The organism is Streptomyces sp. NPDC000229 (assembly GCF_040300825.1).
Classification (GTDB): domain Bacteria; phylum Actinomycetota; class Actinomycetes; order Streptomycetales; family Streptomycetaceae; genus Streptomyces.
The window spans coordinates 19,369-34,367 of the sequence record NZ_JBEPEL010000072.1 but is presented as its reverse complement, the minus strand read 5'-3'; the positions used below and the strand labels follow the sequence as shown (position 1 = coordinate 34,367).

The 14,999-nt window shown below is 72.4% G+C and carries 16 protein-coding genes and 1 tRNA gene; 8 read left to right on the top strand and 9 right to left on the bottom strand.

Annotation, left to right across the window (positions count from 1 at the left end; genetic code table 11):
* Positions 1-481 precede the first annotated feature (481 nt).
* The 3 genes from ABT360_RS27630 to ABT360_RS27620 all read right to left on the bottom strand — a co-directional run bounded on the left by ABT360_RS27630 (position 482) and on the right by ABT360_RS27620 (position 3,542).
* On the bottom strand, positions 482-1,702 hold the full coding sequence (locus ABT360_RS27630; RefSeq protein ID WP_351822036.1) for a cytochrome P450: 1,221 nt from the start codon (positions 1,700-1,702) through the stop codon (positions 482-484).
* 170 nt (positions 1,703-1,872) lie between these two features.
* Entirely contained in the window at positions 1,873-3,054 is a 1,182-nt protein-coding gene (locus ABT360_RS27625; RefSeq protein ID WP_351822034.1) for an acyl-CoA dehydrogenase family protein, read from the bottom strand.
* The gene (locus ABT360_RS27620; RefSeq protein ID WP_351822031.1) at positions 3,051-3,542 is read right to left on the bottom strand and encodes an SRPBCC family protein; all 492 of its coding nucleotides are present in this window, start codon (positions 3,540-3,542) and stop codon (positions 3,051-3,053) included. The genes ABT360_RS27625 and ABT360_RS27620 overlap by 4 nt, the downstream gene beginning before the upstream one ends.
* Positions 3,543-3,802: 260 nt before the next feature.
* On the opposite strand from ABT360_RS27620, the gene ABT360_RS27615 reads away from it, so the two are divergent.
* The 4 genes from ABT360_RS27615 to ABT360_RS27600 are packed head-to-tail and all read left to right on the top strand — an operon-like array spanning position 3,803 to position 6,264.
* Positions 3,803-4,588, top strand: a complete 786-nt coding sequence (locus tag ABT360_RS27615) for an SDR family NAD(P)-dependent oxidoreductase (protein WP_351822027.1) — start codon at positions 3,803-3,805, stop codon at positions 4,586-4,588.
* Between the two features lie 51 nt (positions 4,589-4,639).
* Positions 4,640-5,173 carry a flavin reductase family protein gene (locus ABT360_RS27610; protein ID WP_351822024.1) on the top strand — a complete coding sequence of 178 codons (534 nt, stop codon included), beginning with the start codon at positions 4,640-4,642 and terminating at the stop codon, positions 5,171-5,173.
* Positions 5,170-6,099, top strand: a complete 930-nt coding sequence (locus ABT360_RS27605; RefSeq protein ID WP_351822021.1) for an MBL fold metallo-hydrolase — start codon at positions 5,170-5,172, stop codon at positions 6,097-6,099. The genes ABT360_RS27610 and ABT360_RS27605 overlap by 4 nt, the downstream gene beginning before the upstream one ends.
* 21 nt (positions 6,100-6,120) lie before the next feature.
* Positions 6,121-6,264, top strand: a complete 144-nt coding sequence (locus ABT360_RS27600; protein ID WP_351822018.1) for a hypothetical protein — start codon at positions 6,121-6,123, stop codon at positions 6,262-6,264.
* Between the two features lie 56 nt (positions 6,265-6,320).
* Here ABT360_RS27600 and ABT360_RS27595 read toward each other — a convergent pair whose 3' ends face one another.
* Complete coding sequence (locus ABT360_RS27595) at positions 6,321-6,779, bottom strand: nuclear transport factor 2 family protein (protein WP_351822015.1); 459 nt, start codon at positions 6,777-6,779, stop codon at positions 6,321-6,323.
* A gap of 111 nt (positions 6,780-6,890) precedes the next feature.
* Positions 6,891-7,775 (bottom strand): ketopantoate reductase family protein, encoded by an 885-nt coding sequence (locus ABT360_RS27590; RefSeq protein ID WP_351822012.1) that lies wholly within the window; start codon positions 7,773-7,775, stop codon positions 6,891-6,893.
* A gap of 194 nt (positions 7,776-7,969) precedes the next feature.
* Here ABT360_RS27590 and ABT360_RS27585 point away from each other — a divergent pair, with 194 nt between their 5' ends.
* Positions 7,970-8,866 carry a LysR family transcriptional regulator gene (locus ABT360_RS27585; protein WP_351822006.1) on the top strand — a complete coding sequence of 299 codons (897 nt, stop codon included), beginning with the start codon at positions 7,970-7,972 and terminating at the stop codon, positions 8,864-8,866.
* A 28-nt stretch (positions 8,867-8,894) separates the two neighbouring features.
* Here the strand turns inward: ABT360_RS27585 and ABT360_RS27580 are convergent, their stop codons facing one another.
* Complete coding sequence (locus ABT360_RS27580; protein WP_351822003.1) at positions 8,895-10,163, bottom strand: aminotransferase class I/II-fold pyridoxal phosphate-dependent enzyme; 1,269 nt, start codon at positions 10,161-10,163, stop codon at positions 8,895-8,897.
* Positions 10,164-10,479: 316 nt separating this feature from the next.
* On the opposite strand from ABT360_RS27580, the gene ABT360_RS27575 reads away from it, so the two are divergent.
* A complete protein-coding gene (locus ABT360_RS27575) occupies positions 10,480-12,111 on the top strand; it encodes an adenosine deaminase family protein (RefSeq protein WP_351822000.1) in 1,632 nt (543 codons plus the stop codon).
* Positions 12,112-12,245: 134 nt separating this feature from the next.
* On the opposite strand, the gene ABT360_RS27570 is transcribed toward ABT360_RS27575, so the two are convergent.
* Positions 12,246-12,319, bottom strand: a tRNA-Pro gene (locus ABT360_RS27570).
* A gap of 127 nt (positions 12,320-12,446) precedes the next feature.
* On the opposite strand from ABT360_RS27570, the gene ABT360_RS27565 reads away from it, so the two are divergent.
* A complete protein-coding gene (locus ABT360_RS27565) occupies positions 12,447-13,142 on the top strand; it encodes a transketolase (RefSeq protein WP_351821998.1) in 696 nt (231 codons plus the stop codon).
* 15 nt (positions 13,143-13,157) lie between these two features.
* Complete coding sequence (locus ABT360_RS27560) at positions 13,158-14,057, top strand: transketolase family protein (protein ID WP_351821995.1); 900 nt, start codon at positions 13,158-13,160, stop codon at positions 14,055-14,057.
* Here ABT360_RS27560 and ABT360_RS27555 read toward each other — a convergent pair.
* Together ABT360_RS27555 and ABT360_RS27550 are read right to left on the bottom strand one after the other, a co-directional pair.
* Complete coding sequence (locus tag ABT360_RS27555) at positions 14,054-14,437, bottom strand: MmcQ/YjbR family DNA-binding protein (RefSeq protein ID WP_351821992.1); 384 nt, start codon at positions 14,435-14,437, stop codon at positions 14,054-14,056. The two genes, ABT360_RS27560 and ABT360_RS27555, sit on opposite strands and share 4 nt — an antisense overlap.
* A gap of 56 nt (positions 14,438-14,493) precedes the next feature.
* Entirely contained in the window at positions 14,494-14,952 is a 459-nt protein-coding gene (locus tag ABT360_RS27550; RefSeq protein ID WP_351821989.1) for a carboxymuconolactone decarboxylase family protein, read from the bottom strand.
* Between the last annotated feature and the right edge of the window lie 47 nt (positions 14,953-14,999).

Genomic DNA, 14,999 nt, shown 5'->3' with positions numbered 1-14,999 from the left:
CGAGCCGCAGTGCCGTCGGCACGGACGTCGACCCGGTCCTCCTGGAGGTCTTCAACAACCTCTTCATGGCGATCGCCGAGCAGATGGGCGTACGGGTCGGGAGCGCCGCCGACCGGTGCGGAGGCCCGGTCCCGCGTCGGCCGGTTCCCGGGCCGGACCGGCGGCCGACGGGTGCCGGGGCGGAGGCGGACGGGCGCCGGGTGCCGGGGCGGAGGCGGAGGCGGAGGCGGAGGCGGAGGCGGCCGACGGATACCAGGTGCGAGGGCGGACGGGTGCCGGGTGCGAGGGCGGACGGGTGCCGGGTGCGAGGGCGGAGGCACTCGCCGACAGGTGCCGGGGCGCTCGCGGCACGTGCCCGTGCGCGGACCGTCACGGCGGCGGGGGCGGCACGCCCGGGGCGGCGCCGGTACGGCGTCCGGGGCGCCGCGAAGTCCTCACGGCGCCCCGGAGGGGCAGGCGGGGCGGGCGTGCCCGGCGGGTGTCACCGGCCCCAGGTGACCGGCAGGCTGGTGAGCGTGTGGTTGATCTCGCCGCTGTGCCAGGGCAGTTCGCTCTCCGGCACCGCGAGCCGAAGGTCGGGGAAGCGCCGCACCAGCCCGTCCAGCGCGATCTCCATCTCCATCCGCCCCAGGTGCTTGCCGAGGCAGTAGTGGACACCATGACCGAAGGAGATGTGCGGGTTGTGCTCGCGGGCCAGGTCGAGCCGGTCGGCGTCCGGGAAGACGGTCTCGTCCCGGTTGGCGGAGGCGAGCGCCAGCAGGACCGCGTCGCCCTTCTCTATGGTCACCCCGCCGACCTCGATGTCCTCGGCGGCGATGCGCGGGAAGCCGGAGGTGTCGGTGGCGAACAGGTTGACGTGCCGCAGCAGTTCCTCGACCGCGGTGGGGATGCGGCCGCGGTCCTCGGCCAGCCACCGCCACTGGTCCTGGCCGTCCGCCAGCAGGGCGAGCACCGAGTTGGCGAGCTGGTTGGCCGTGGTGTCGAAACCGGCGCCGATGAGGGTGAAGCCGAAGGTGACCAGTTCCGGCTCGCTGAGCCGGTCTTCGTTGTCACGCGCCGCGATCAGCTCGGACAGCATGTCGTCGGCGGGGGTCGCCCGCTTGTCGGCGATCAGCCCGACGATGTACTCGCTCAGCTTCGCCAGGCCGTTCAGCGACTCCTCGCCACCCGCCCGGTCGTCCACCGTGGCGAAGGCGCGCGCCCACTTCTCGAACTTGCGCAGGTCCTCCGAGGGCACCCCGAGCAGTTCACCGATGACGGTGAGCGGCAGGGGCAGCGCCAGCTGCTGTACGAGGTCGATGGTGCCGCCCTTGGCCTGCATGTCGTCGAGCAGCTCGTCGGTGACCTTCTGCACGTTGGCCCGCATCCGCTCGACCCGGCGCAGCGTGAAGGCGCCGGCGACGAGCTTGCGCAGGCGGGAGTGTTCGGGCGAGTCCAGCGAGATGATCATCTCGGGTGTCGTGTGCATCGTCCCGCCGATGCGCGGCGCGCCGGGGCCGCAGGCCAGGGCGCGGCTGAGCCTCGGGTCCGCGGACAGCCTGCGCACGTCCTCGTACCGGGTGATCAGCCAGGCGTCCACACCGCCCGCCGTCGGCACCTTCACCACGGGCCGCTCCGCGCGCAGCTCCGCGTACCGCGGGGCGGGACCACGGTAGGTCGAGCCGGTGAGGGGGAAGACGTCCGTCTCCTGAGGGGCAGTCATGGTGACACCTCCGCTTGGGCCGCTACAGTCACGCAGCACCCTAGGAAGGGCCGATGGAGGCCAAGTCGCTCCTTCCTCGAGCGCCCTCCCCGGTCCCTGGCCTCTGACATGGGGAGGGGGCGCCCCGGACCACGCTGTCCCGGACGCCCCCTCCCCCGTCGTGCCGTGGCTCAGTCCTCCGGGCCGAGCAGCACCGCCGAGTAGTTCTTCCGCGCGGCCGTGTCGTACTGGAGCGCGACATGGCTGGTCGCCGACGTGACGTCCCGCCAGAAGCGCTGCAGGGCGTGTCCTTCGCCCAGGCCGCCGGTCCCCGCGGCGCCGACCAGCAGGCCGACGGCCTCCTGGAGGAGTTCGGCGGCGAAGGTGGCGTTGCGCTCGTTGCGCGCCATGTGCCCGGGGGTGAAGAGCCGCTCGTCGAGCACCGCGGCGTTCTCCATGACGAGGTGCCGGGCGGCGTCGATCCGGCCGGAGGCACGGACCAGTTTGAGCTCGCCGGTCTGGTTGCGCTTGCGGCCCGTGAGCGCGGCCGCGGCGGCGGACAGCGCGCCGGTGGCCGCTCCGACGACGGGGGCGATGAAGGTCAGCCCGCCGACCGCCTGGAAGGGCACGTTGTGGGCGGGCAGGCCGGAGACGGCGTTGCGGCCGCTCAGCATGTCCGCACGGTCGAACGAGAGGTGGTCGGGCACCAGGACGTCGTCCACGACGACCGTGTGGCTGCCCGTGGCCCGCATGCCGACGCTGTCCCACGTCTCGCGCACGGTGTACGTACCGCGGGGCAGCGCGAAGAACCGCATCTTCGGCGGGCCCTCCCCCGCACCGGGTACGACCGCGCAGACCAGGGTCCAGTCGGCGAAGTCGATACCGCTGACGTACGCCCATTGTCCGGTGAGGCGCCAGCCGCCGTCCGTCCGCCGGGCGCGGCCGACCGGCATCAGGGCGGTGGCGACCACCGTGTCCGGGCTGTCGCCCCAGAGCGCCCGGTGCCCCTCCTCGGGCAGATGCGCGGCGAAGCGGGCCGAGTACGCGGACAGCGAGGCACACCACGCGGTGGCCGCACAGCCCTCGCCGACCGTCATGACCGCCGACGTGAGCTCGGCGAACGAGCCCTCGCTGCCGCCCCACCGGGAGGCGACGAAGTGCCGGGCGAAGCCGGCTTCGCGCAGCGCGTCGACGACCTCGCGGTTCATGGCGCGGTCGGCGTCCGCGTCGGCGGCGTGCTCGCCGGCGAGGATGCGTACCTTCTCGGCCGCCTGGCCGAGGCCGGTGTCGGCGCGCCCGGCCGTCGGACCGAGGCCCGTGCCACCGTGCCCGGCCGCCCGGCCGTGGTCCGTTCCGTTCGGTATGCCGCTCATGGCCGGGGACCGTTCGCGACGGCCTTGGCGAAGAGCTCCAGGGTCTCGCCGGGGCTCGGCCCGTCCAGCGCCTTGAAGATCCGCTCGGCGCCCTCACCGTGCTTGTTCAGCTTGACGTGGGCCAGGGTCACGCGGGTGTGACGGTCGTCCACGGCCTCGAAGTCGACCTCGATCTCGCTGGCCCGCTCGTCGTCCGGGATGGACTGCCAGTTGGGGTCGATGCGCCAGGTCATGGCGAGCCGGCGGCCCGGCTCCCACTCCAGCACCCGGCCCCAGGCGATCTCGGTGCCGTCCACGTCCCACTCGTAGTAGCGGCCGCCGACGCCCGGCTCGAAGGCCAGGCCGACCCGCTCCTTCTTGACCAGGATGTGGGTCGCGGGCCACCAGTCCTTGGGCCGCTCGGTGAAGACGGCGAAGCACTCCTCCGGCGTGGCCGCCACGGTCACCGACTTCCGTACGTCGGGAAGGGTCTGCTGCTGTTCGGGCACGGGGCCTCCTCGCTCGATCTCGCCGGGTGTCACCTGCTGCCGCCCGGTGTCCCGGGCTCGTGGCGGGCCGGTCACGGTCGCCGGTCGCCGCACGGAACGCCCCCCACGCTCGCGCCGGCCGCTAGGCCCCATGTCGAGTACCGCTCGAAGGCCCCGCTCCGGCCCGCCTCGACCGGTCGTCGAGAGCCGCCCGAGGCGGCCCGGTCACGGTCGTCCCCACCCGGAGCAGCACCACACGACTAGGGGAACGGGAGAGCACCATGACACAGGCGGGACGACGGGTGGCCTTCGTCACCGGCGCGACCAGCGGGATCGGCCTCGCCGTCACCGAGCTGCTGGCCCGGCAGGGCATGGCGGTGTTCGGGGTGGCCCGCGGCGAGGAGAGCGTGCGCACCATGGTCAAGCGGCTGCGGGAGGAGGGTCTGGAGGTCGACGGCACGGTGTGCGACGTCACCTCCCTCGACCAGATCCGTACCGCCGTCCGGTCCGCGGTGGAGGTGTACGGGCGCATCGACGTCCTCGTCAACAACGCGGGCCGTGGCGGCGGCGGGGTCACGGCCGAGCTGGCGGACTCCGTGTGGGACGACGTCATCGAGACGAACCTCAACGGCACCTTCCGTGTCACCCGCGAGGTGCTCAGCACCGGCCGGATGCGTGACGGCGACTGGGGCCGGATCATCAACATCGCGTCCACCGGGGGCAAGCAGGGCGTGGAGCTGGCCGCGCCGTACTCGGCCTCGAAGCACGGTGTGGTCGGCTTCACCAAGGCGGTGGGCAAGGAGCTCGCCAAGAGCGGCATCACCGTCAACGCCGTCTGCCCGGGCTACGTCGAGACGCCGATGGCGCAGCGCGTCCGTCAGGGGTACGCGGGCCACTACGGCGTGAGCGAGGAAGCGATCCAGGAGAAGTTCAACGCGAAGATCCCGCTCGGCCGCTACTCCACCCCCGAGGAGGTCGCGGGGCTGGTCGGCTACCTCGCCTCCGACCTGGCCGCCTCGATCACCGCCCAGGCGCTGAACGTCTGCGGCGGACTCGGCAACTACTGACCGATCCCCCTTCCTCACCCATGCCGCGCCGACAGAGACGGAGCCTCGAACATGACAGCTGCAGGCGCAATGCTCGCCGAGCCCGATCTGACCGCATTCCGGTCCGTGATGGGCCGGTTTCCCACCGGTGTCACGCTGCTCACCCAGGGCTGCGCCGACGACACGGCCGTGATCACCCTCAATAGTCTGACCTCGGTGTCCCTCGACCCGCTGCTCATCCTCGTCTCGGTCAAGGCGGACGGCCGGATGCGGCCACGGGTGGCGGGTGCGGGGAGCTTCGCGGTGAACGTGCTCACGGAGGCGCAGCGCGACCTCGCCCAGGAGTTCTGCCGGCCCGACCGGTCGGAGGGGCAGGCCGCGATGCTGCGGCTGGCCGCGGTCGAGGGGGTCACCGGCAACGCCGTGATCCCGTCCGCGGAGGCGTACTTCGAGTGCGTGCTCGACGCCCAGTACCAGGCCGGTGACCACACGCTGCTGATCGGCCGGGTGGTGGCGCTGTCCGGCGGGCCGGGCGAGCCGGATCCGCTGGTGTTCCACCGGGGCCGTTTCACCCGGTTGCCGGCCGCTCGGGCGGAGGCGGCGTGAGCGCCGGGGCGGAGGCACCGACGGGCGGTCGGGGTTCGCTGTGCGCGGTGGCGGACGGGGTGTACGCGTTCGTCCAGCCGGACGGCGGGTGGTGCCTGAACAACGCGGGGCTCGTCGTCGGTGAGGGCCGGACCGTCCTGGTCGACACCGCCGCGACCGAGGCCCGCGCCCGGCGGCTGCGCGCGGAGGTCGAGCGCGTCGCGCCGGGCGGGGCGGACTTCGTCGTCAACACCCACTTCCACGGCGACCACACCTTCGGCAACGGGCAGTTCACGCCGCGCGCCGTGGTCGTGGCCCACGAGGGGACCCGCGCCGACTCGGCGGAGGCGGGGCTGGGTCTGCGGCAGCTGTGGCCGGACGTGGAGTGGGGCGAGACCCCCCTGGTTCTGCCCACGCTGACGTTCCGCGGCTCGCTCACGCTGTACGCCGGCGATCTGCGCACCGAGCTGCTGCACGTCGGGCCCGCGCACACCGCGAACGACGTGGTGGCGTGGGTGCCGGAGCGGTCGGTGCTGTTCACCGGTGACGTGGTCTGGTCGGGCGTCACGCCCTTCGTGCTCTTCGGCTCGATCACCGGATCGCTGCGGGCCCTGGACCGTATGCGCGCCCTGGGCCCCCGTACGGTCGTGCCGGGCCACGGCCCGGTCGGCGGACCGGAGTTGCTGGACGAGACGGAGGACTACCTGCGGTGGCTCCAGCGGCTGGCCGAGGAGGGGGTGCGGGACGGTCTGACCCCCCTCCAGGCGGCACGCCGCGCCGACCTCGGGCGGTTCAAGGAGCTGGTCGACCCGGAGCGCCTGGTGGGCAATCTGCACCGTGCGTACGCCGAGCTGGACGGACTGCCACCCGCTGCGCGGATCGACGTGATCACCTCGTTCCAGGAGATGGTCGCGTTCCACGGGGCGCTGCCCACGTGCCACGCCTGACACACCGGAGAGGAGACGGACATGGTCACGAGCCTGTTGGAACGCCGGGAGACAACGGCGTACGAGGCAGTCCCCGAGGACTGCTTCCTGGTCCCGCTGTTGCTGCTGGCGGGCGACCCCGACGACGACGGCAGTGAGCCGCACATCTGCCGGGGCATCGACTGATCGCACGGCGCATGGGAATGGGGCCCCTTCCCGGGGCCCCATTCCCATGCGGTCGTTCAGCCGGCGGACGGTGCGGCCGGGCTGTCGCGGTGGATGACCCGCGACCGCGTCAGGAGCCGGCCGTCCCGGCGGACGAGCTCGTCCTCGACGGTGAAGGTGGGCTGGAAGGTCACCTTGCCCTCGCGGTCGGTCTGGGTGACGAGGGTGTAGTACGAGACGCGCAGCAGATCGGCGTCCGCGGCGTCGGTCTCGATGATCAGGTGGCCGAACCAGTGCCGTACCGCGATGTCCTGGTAGCGGGGCAGGTTGGCCCGCATGCCCGCGATCATTTCAGCCCGGCCCCGCTGCCGCCGGCCGCCGGCGTGCACCACCTCACCGTCCTCGGTGAAGGTGTCGGCGAACCCCTCGATGTCGAGGGCGTCCACCCGCCGCATCTGCCGGGCGTAGAAGGTCTGCACCTCGGCGTAGAGGTCCCCGGTGACCTGGTTGGGCAGGGTCCCGACCGGCTGAGACATGGATACTCCCTTCGAGACGGCCGGCCCGGTGGCCGCGCCGATCCCCTCCAGCCTGCCGCCCGGCCCTGCAGTGCCACTGGAGACCGGCTCGGAACCGGGAGCCGTCGCCCGTCACCCGGCCGTCAGCTCGGCCACCAGCCGGGCCGCGACGGGCACCTCGACCGCGTGCCGTTCCGCCGCCCGCAGCAGCGCCCCGCCGATCGCGTCGAGTTCCAGGGGGCGCCCCGCCTCGGCGTCGCGCAGCATCGACGACTTGGTACTGGGCGGGAAGGCGTCGTACCGCGCCAGGACCGCCGCCGGGTCGGCGGGCGCCCCGCAGGCGCGGCTCACCGCGGCGGCCTCCTCGACGAGCGCCACCAGCTCGTCGCGCCGGCCTGTGCGTACGTCGCCGATGGGGGCCCGGTACCGGGTGGTGAGCAGCGCGAAGGGCGCGAGGAGGGCGAGCTTGGCCCAGAGCGCCGTCGTCTCGTCCTCGACGATCCGGACACGCACCCCGGCCGCCTCCAGCACGGCGGCGACGCCGCCCAGGCGCTCGGGCGACCCGGCCAGGTCCACCTCGGTGAACGGGGTGCCGTGCTCGACGACGCCCGGCGCCACACGCGTCGACTCGGCCCGGATCATGCCGGGGACGACCCGCTCCCCGTACCGCTCACGCAGCGCCTCCGGGTGCTCGATGCCGTTGAGGAGCGGCACCACCAGGGCGTCGTCGCCCAGCACACCGGGCGGTACGCGGTCCAGTGCCACGTCGAGGGAGGTGTGCTTGACCGCGATCAGGCACAGGCCGACCTGTTCGCGCAGTTCCGTGTCGGCCTCGACGGTGGCGGTGAAGTCTCCGAACTGCACACTGCGCACCCGGATGCCGTCCTGGCGCAGGGTACGGGCGGTCTCCTCGCCGGCCACGCAGATCACCCGGTGTCCGGCGCGGGACAGCAGAGCGGCCAGCAGGCCACCGATGCCTCCGGGGCCGAGCACGGCGACGGTTCCAGGTTCGAGCACGGTACGGCAGTCCTTCCGGGCGTGCGGGCACAGGCGGGGCGGAGGGTCGGCACCCGTCCACCCTTCGCCAGGGCCCATGGGGTGCGAAGGGTGGACGGGTTGCCGCCCGGGGCCCTGTGATGATCTTCCAGCGCCCCAACCACCAAGTCAATCCTAGGAATTACTCCCCGGCACCAAGGGATACCTTGGGGCCTGTGACTCTTGATGATCTCCGTGTCTTCGTTGCCGTCTGCCGCGCGGGCAGCCTCAGCGCGGTCGCCCGTGACCTCGGCTGTACGCAGTCGGCGGTGAGCCAGCATGTGAAGCGGCTGGAGCGGGAGACCGGCGTCGCTCTGCTGGAACGCCATACGCGCGGTGTCGTCCCGACCCGGGCGGGGCGGGTGCTGCGGGCGGCCGCGTCCCAGAGCATGGCCGGTCTCGACCTGGCCCTGCGGAGCATCCAGGAATCGGTACGCGGGGAAGTCGGCTCGGTACGGGTGACCACGGGCGCGACGTCGCTGCGGCACTTCATGTCCGAGGCCGTGGTCGCCTTCCGGCGCCGCTACCCGCGGGCGAGCCTGGAGTTCCAGACGGCGAGCTCCAGTCGCAGTTGCTTCGACGCGCTCGCCGCCGACGGCCTGGACCTCGCCTGGGTCACGATCGGCGACCGGGTGCGCGGCATCGAGCAGCGCCCGGTCGTCGACCTGCCCTGGGTCCTGGCCGTCCGCGCCGACGACCCGCTCGCGGCGCGCCCGCGGATCGAGGCGAGCGACCTCGCGGACATCCGGCACATCCGTCTTCCGGCGAGGTCCACCTCCCGGGCGCATCTGGACGCGGCCTTCGCCGAGCTGGGCATCCGTGACAGCTCCGACACGAGCGTGGCCGACTGGGACACCGCGATCCTCCTGGCCGAGCTCGGCCTCGGCCATGCCGTCGTGCCCGCGCTCCCCGGCCGCTTCACCGACGGCGGTGACGCGCTCGTGTTCGTCCCCATACCGGCGCTGCCGCCCCTGTCGGTGGGGTGGGCGGTGCGCAGCTGGGACGCCCTCACCCCGCTCGCCCGTGCCTTCGCCGACACCGTGCGCCGGACGTGCGAAGGGGCCACGGCGTAGGACCGCGCCCCCCTTCCCGGCCCCCGGCTCAGCGGGCCCGCTGCTCGTATCCCACCAGGCGTACGCACACGGCCAGCCCCTCGATCGCCTGCTCCAGTTCCGCGAGAGACGGGTAGCTGGGGGCGATCCGGATGACCGCGTCGCGCGGGTCGTCGCCGTACGGGTGCGTGGCACCGGCCGGGGTCAGCACGATGCCCGCCTCGGCGGCACGGCGTACCACCTCCTTGGCACAGCCGTCCGGCACCTGAAGGGTCACGAAGTACCCGCCCTTGGGGGAGGTCCAGGTGGCGAGCCCGGTCCCGCCGAGCTCGACGTCGAGGATCCGTGCCACCGCTTCGAACTTGGGTCGGAGCAGCGCCCGCTGGCGCTCCATGTGGGCGCGTACCCCGTCGGCGTCCCGCAGGAACAGGGCGTGACGCAGCTGGTTGACCTTGTCGGGGCCGATCGACCGCTTGGCGTTGTGGGCGAGCAGCCACTTCACGTTCGCGGGGGACGAACCGAAGAAGGCGACTCCCGCGCCGGCCGCGGTGATCTTGGAGGTGGAGCCGAACACGAACGCCCGGTCCGGGTTCCCGGCCTCGGCACAGGCGGCGAGCAGATCGGCGATCTCGACGGGCTCGTCGGTGAGGTGGTGGACCGCGTAGGCGTTGTCCCAGAAGATCCTGAAGTCGGGCGCGGCGGTGTCCATGGAGGCGAGCCGCGCCACGGTCGCGTCGCTGTAGCAGACGCCGTCCGGATTGCTGTACTTCGGTACGCACCAGATGCCCTTGACCGCAGGGTCCTCGGCGACGAGCCGCTCCACGGTGTCCATGTCGGGGCCGTCGGCGGTCATCGGCACCGGGATCATGTCGATCCCGAACCGCTCGCAGAGCGCGAAGTGCCGGTCGTAGCCGGGCACCGGGCACAGGAACGCGATGCGCTCCTGCTCCACCCAGCGCGTCCCGGCTCCCGGCAGCGCGCTCAGCAGGGCGTGCACCAGGCAGTCGTGCATCAGCTCCAGGCTGGAGTTCCCGGCCGCGAGCAGTTGCGCGGCCGGAACCTGGAGGGCCTCGGCGAAGATCTGCCGGAGCTCGGGCAGCCCCTGCAGTCCGCCGTAATTGCGCACGTCCGTGCCGTCCGCGGCGGTGTACCGCCCACCGGGCAGGCCGAGCAGGTCCTCGGAGAGGTCGAGCTGTTCCGGCGCCGGCTTGCCCCGTGTGAGGTCGAGCGAGAGCCCGCGACCCACGAGGTCCTGGTAGTCCCGGCGGGCGCGGTCGAGGAGCCCGGTCAGGGCTTCGGGGCTCAGCTCGGTGGTCATGGTGTGTCCTCTCACAGGTACCGCATCGGTGGGTCGCGCCTGCCGAGGATACAAACCGGGTCGGCGGCCGGGGCGGGGGCGGGGAGAGGAGGAACAGCGCGGACGAAGGCCGCGGGCGCCGCCCGGCCGGCCCGCTTCGCCCGGCACCCCGGAGTGACGGCGGACCCGCGCTTCGGAGGCCCTGTCCCGATGACCCATGTCCTATGGCGGGTTGGCGCGGTGCGGTCGCTGGACGCCGTCCCTCGCCCGGGTGGTATTCGGCAACGTACCGCGTCGGACTCCGACCGGCGGGCCGTACTCCCGTGATCATGTGGCCGTGATCACAGAACACCGCCGCACCGTCCGCCGACGCCGGGCGCTGCTGGTGCCCGCTCTCGGCGCCGTCAGCCTGCTGTCGCTGCTGTCCCCGCTCCCCGCCTCGGCCGAGCCCGCGGACCGGCATCCCCACGTCGCGCCCCCAAGGCCGCCGGCCCTGCGCCCGTGGACCGCCGCCGAGGCGCGTACGGACGCCTTCCTGAAGCACGTCCGGCGTGATCCCCAGCTGCTGCGGGGATTCTTCGAGCACCTGCCCAAGGGAGGTGACCTGCACAACCACCTCTCGGGTGCGGTGTCGACGGAGTACCTGATCCGGCTGGCCGCCGAGGACGGGCTCTGCGTGGACACCTCGACGATGACCGCGGTCGCGCCGCCCTGCGGGCCGGGCACCCGCCCGGCCGCGGACGCCCGGACCGACCGCGCCTTCCACGACGCGCTGGTGCGGGCCTGGTCCATGCAGGACTTCCCGCCCGACCAGAACGGACACGACCACTTCTTCGACACGTTCGGCAGGTTCGGCGAGGTCACCTGGCGCCACCGCGGCAAGCTCCTGGCCGAGGTGGCCGACGACGTGGCGGCGCAGAACCAGTTCTATCTGGAGACCATGGTCAGCCCCGCCTCCGACGGGGCGAAGAAACTCGCCGCGGACGTCGGCTGGGACGCCGACCTGGCCCGGCTCCACGGCAAGCTGACCGCCGGGGGCAAGCTGGACAAGCTGGTGGCCGCGGCCCGCAAGGAGGCCGACGACGCCGACGCCGAGTTCCGCACCGCGGCGCGCTGCGGCACCGACCGGCCCCGGCCGGGCTGCCGGCTGACCGTGCGGTGGATCTCGCAGGTCTCACGCGGGAGTTCACCGGAGCGGGTCTTCACACAGATGGCGCTCGGCATGCGGCTGGCGGAGCGCGATCCCCGGTTCCTGGCCGTCAACCTGGTCCAGCCCGAGGACTGGGACAGCTCCCTGGACAACTACCGGCTACAGATGCGCATGCTGAAGCACCTGCGCGGCGTCTATCCCCGCGCGCACATCACGCTGCACGCCGGCGAACTGTGGCCTGGCCTGGTCAAGCCCGAGCACCTGAAGTTCCACATCAAGGAAGCGGTCACCGTGGCCGGCGCCGAACGGATCGGGCACGGTGTCGACCTGGTCCACGAGGACGACTGGCGGGGCACCGCCCGTACGATGGCCGCGCGCGAGGTCGCCGTCGAGGTCCCCTTCACGAGCAACGCCCAGATCCTCGGCGTCAAGGGCGACGACCACCCCTTCTCCGTCTACCGGAACCACGGTGTGCCCATCGTGCTGGCCACTGACGACCCGGGTGTCTCACGCATCGACATCAGCCACGAGTACCAGTACGCCGCCACCACCTACGGCCTGACCTATCCGGAGCTGAAGGACCTGGCCCGCGCCTCCCTGGAGTACGCGTTCCTGCCGGGCCGCAGCCTGTGGCGAGGCAACCCCACCGCCGAGGGCTACCGCCTCGACGCCGCCTGCCTCGGTCAGCGGCCGGACAGCGGCCGGCCCGTCACCACCGACTGCGGCCGTCTGCTGACCTCCAGCCCCAAGGCGTCCGTGCAGTGGCGGCAGGAAGCCGCCTTCGCCGCCTTCGAACGCGCCTTCCGCGTGGGCCGCTGACCCCGCCCGCCCCGGGGCGCACCCGCCCGGACCGAGGGTGCGCCCCGACCCACGCGGGACCAACCGGTCCCGGAAACGACCGAGAGGCCGTATCGGATCACTCCGATACGGCCTCCGACCTGCGTTTTCGCAAGTCGGGACGACAGGATTTGAACCTGCGACCCCTTGACCCCCAGTCAAGTGCGCTACCAAGCTGCGCCACGTCCCGGTGCCCGTCTGACCTGGGGTTTCCCCCGGCCCGGCGTGCACGAGAACAATACCGCACTCCTGCCGGTGATCACGAACCGCTTTGGGCGCTTGACCTCAAGTGCGGTTGAAGTTGCACCGTCGGTGCCATGACGAACACGGCTGAGAACTCCGTACCGGACCTGAACCGGCTGATGGCCCTGATGACCGGCGACGAGAAGCACGGGCCGGCCGCCACCTCCACGCTCGACGCCCTGTGGGTGCTGTACGACCGGGTGCTTCGCGTGTCACCGGGGAGCGTCGACGCGCCGGGGCGGGACAGGTTCCTGCTGTCGAAGGGGCACGGGCCGATGGCGTACTACGCCGTCCTCGCCGCCAAGGGGTTCTTCCCCGAGGAGCTCCTGCCCGGCTTCGGGTCGTACGACTCGCCGCTCGGCCACCACCCGGACCGGATGCTGGTGCCGGGGGCCGAGATCGGCAGCGGGTCGCTGGGACACGGGCTCCCGCTGGCGGTGGGGAGCGTGCTCGGGCTCCGGGCCCAGGGGCTCTCCGACCCGCGGGTGTGGGTGCTGATCGGGGACGCCGAACTGGACGAGGGCAGCAACCACGAGGCCATCGCGTACGCGGGGCCGGCCGGCCTGGAGCAATTGCACACGCTGGTGATCGACAACGCGTCGGCGACCCACGGCCGGCCCGGCGGGATCACTGCCCGGTTCGATGCGGCCGGCTGGTCGGCCGAGACCGTCGACGGGCGGGACCACGAGGCGATGTACGCCGCCTTCACCCGCCCCCACCCGGGGCGCCCGCGGGCCGTGGTGGCCCGGGTCGAGCCCAAGAACGCGTAGAGGGGGAGAACACTCATGGACACGATGCGTGACCGTTTCATCTCGACCACGAGCCGGCTGCTGGACGAGGACCCGCGCCTGGCGCTCGTCCTCGCCGAGATCAGCCGTGACGGCTTCCGACAGGCGGAGGAGAGGCATCCGGACCGGGTGATCAACGTCGGAATCAGGGAACAGCTGCTGATCGGGGTGGGTGGCGGGCTCGCGCTCACCGGGATGCGGCCGGTGATGCACACCTTCGCGAGCTTCCTGGTGGAGCGGCCGTTCGAGCAGGTCAAGCTGGACTTCGGCCATCAGGGCGTGGGTGGGGTACTGGTGAGCGCCGGAGCCTCCTACGACTGGCCGGCGGGCGGCTTCACCCATATGTCCCCGGGCGATGTCGCCCTGATGGACACGCTCGACGGCTGGACGGTCCATGTGCCCGGCCACCCGGACGAGGCGGAAACACTGCTGCGGCACGCCGTGGCGGGGGACGACAAGGTGTACGTACGGCTGTCGCTGCAGTCGAACGGGCAGGCGCGGGGCGTCACGGGCGAGCGGTTCCTCACCGTCCGGGAGGGCCGAAGCGGTGTGGTCGTGGCGGTCGGGCCGATGCTCGACAACGTCCTGGCGGCGACGGAGGGCCTCGGCGTGACGGTCCTGTACGCCACCACCGTGCGCCCCTTCGACGAAGAGGCGGTGCGGCAGGCGATGGCCGGCGGCGGCACGGCCGACGTCGTGATCGTCGAGCCGTACCTCGCCGGCACCTCCACCGCCGCCGCCAACGACGCCCTCGCGGACATCCCGCACCGGGTGCTCGGCCTGGGCGTCGCCAAGCGGGAGCTGCGCCGCTACGGCCACATGGACGAACACCTGACCGCACACGGCCTCGATCCACGAGGGCTGCGCGCCCGCATCACCGCGTTCCTGGGGCGTTAGGCCCTTGACGGCCGATCCCGCCCGGCGCCCAGGTCCGGGTGGGCGGCGAGGAGCCGGCGCGGGGCGGCCTGGCGCCAGGAGTCGACGAGGACGGCGTACAGCTCGTCCTCGTCGTCCAGCGCCGACAGCCGGACCCGCAGCCAGGCGTAGTTGTCGTCGTGACCCTCGCGTATGAAGAATTTCCCGGGCTCCGCCGCGATGAGCTCCTCCCGGTCCTCCTTGGGGCACGTGACACCCATCGACCGGTCGTCGTCGTCCAGCGAGGCGAAGATCTTCCCGCCGGCGCCGCCCGCGCGGAACGTGGGCATGCCCCAGGAGAGTTTCTCCACCGTCTCCGGCAGCGAGAGCGCGATTCTGCGTACGTCGTCGGCTGTGGCCATGTGACGACCGTACGACCCGCCACCGACAGCGCCGGCGGAGCGGAGACCGGGGGCGGTCACCAGCCGGTCACGCCCGCGGGCTGCTTGACGGTGACGTTGATCCGGTTGAAGAAGTTGGTCGTCGCGATCCAGAGGATGATCGAGGCGAGCTGCTGCTCGTCGAAGTGGTCGGCGGCCTCGTCCCAGACGTCGTCCGGCACCGGGTCCGGCCTGTCGGCGAGCCGGGTGGCCGCCTCGGCGAGCGCCAGGGCGGCGCGCTCCGCGTCGCTGAAATACGGCGCCTCGCGCCAGGCGGCCACGGAGTGCAGCTGCTCGTCGCTGATGCCGCTCTTCTTCGCCTGGCGTGCGCCGAGGTCCACGCAGAAGCCGCAGCCGTTGATCTGGCTGGCCCGCAGGTGCACCAGCTCCAGGACGGTCTCCGGCACGCCGCCCTTCTTCACCGCCTTGATCAGGTCCTGGATGGCGGGCATCGTCTCGGGGAGGACGGTGGCCGGGTTGGTCATCCGAGCCTTCATGGATGTTCTCCTTCGTTCCGCGTCTCGTCGGTCACCCCATGGACGGA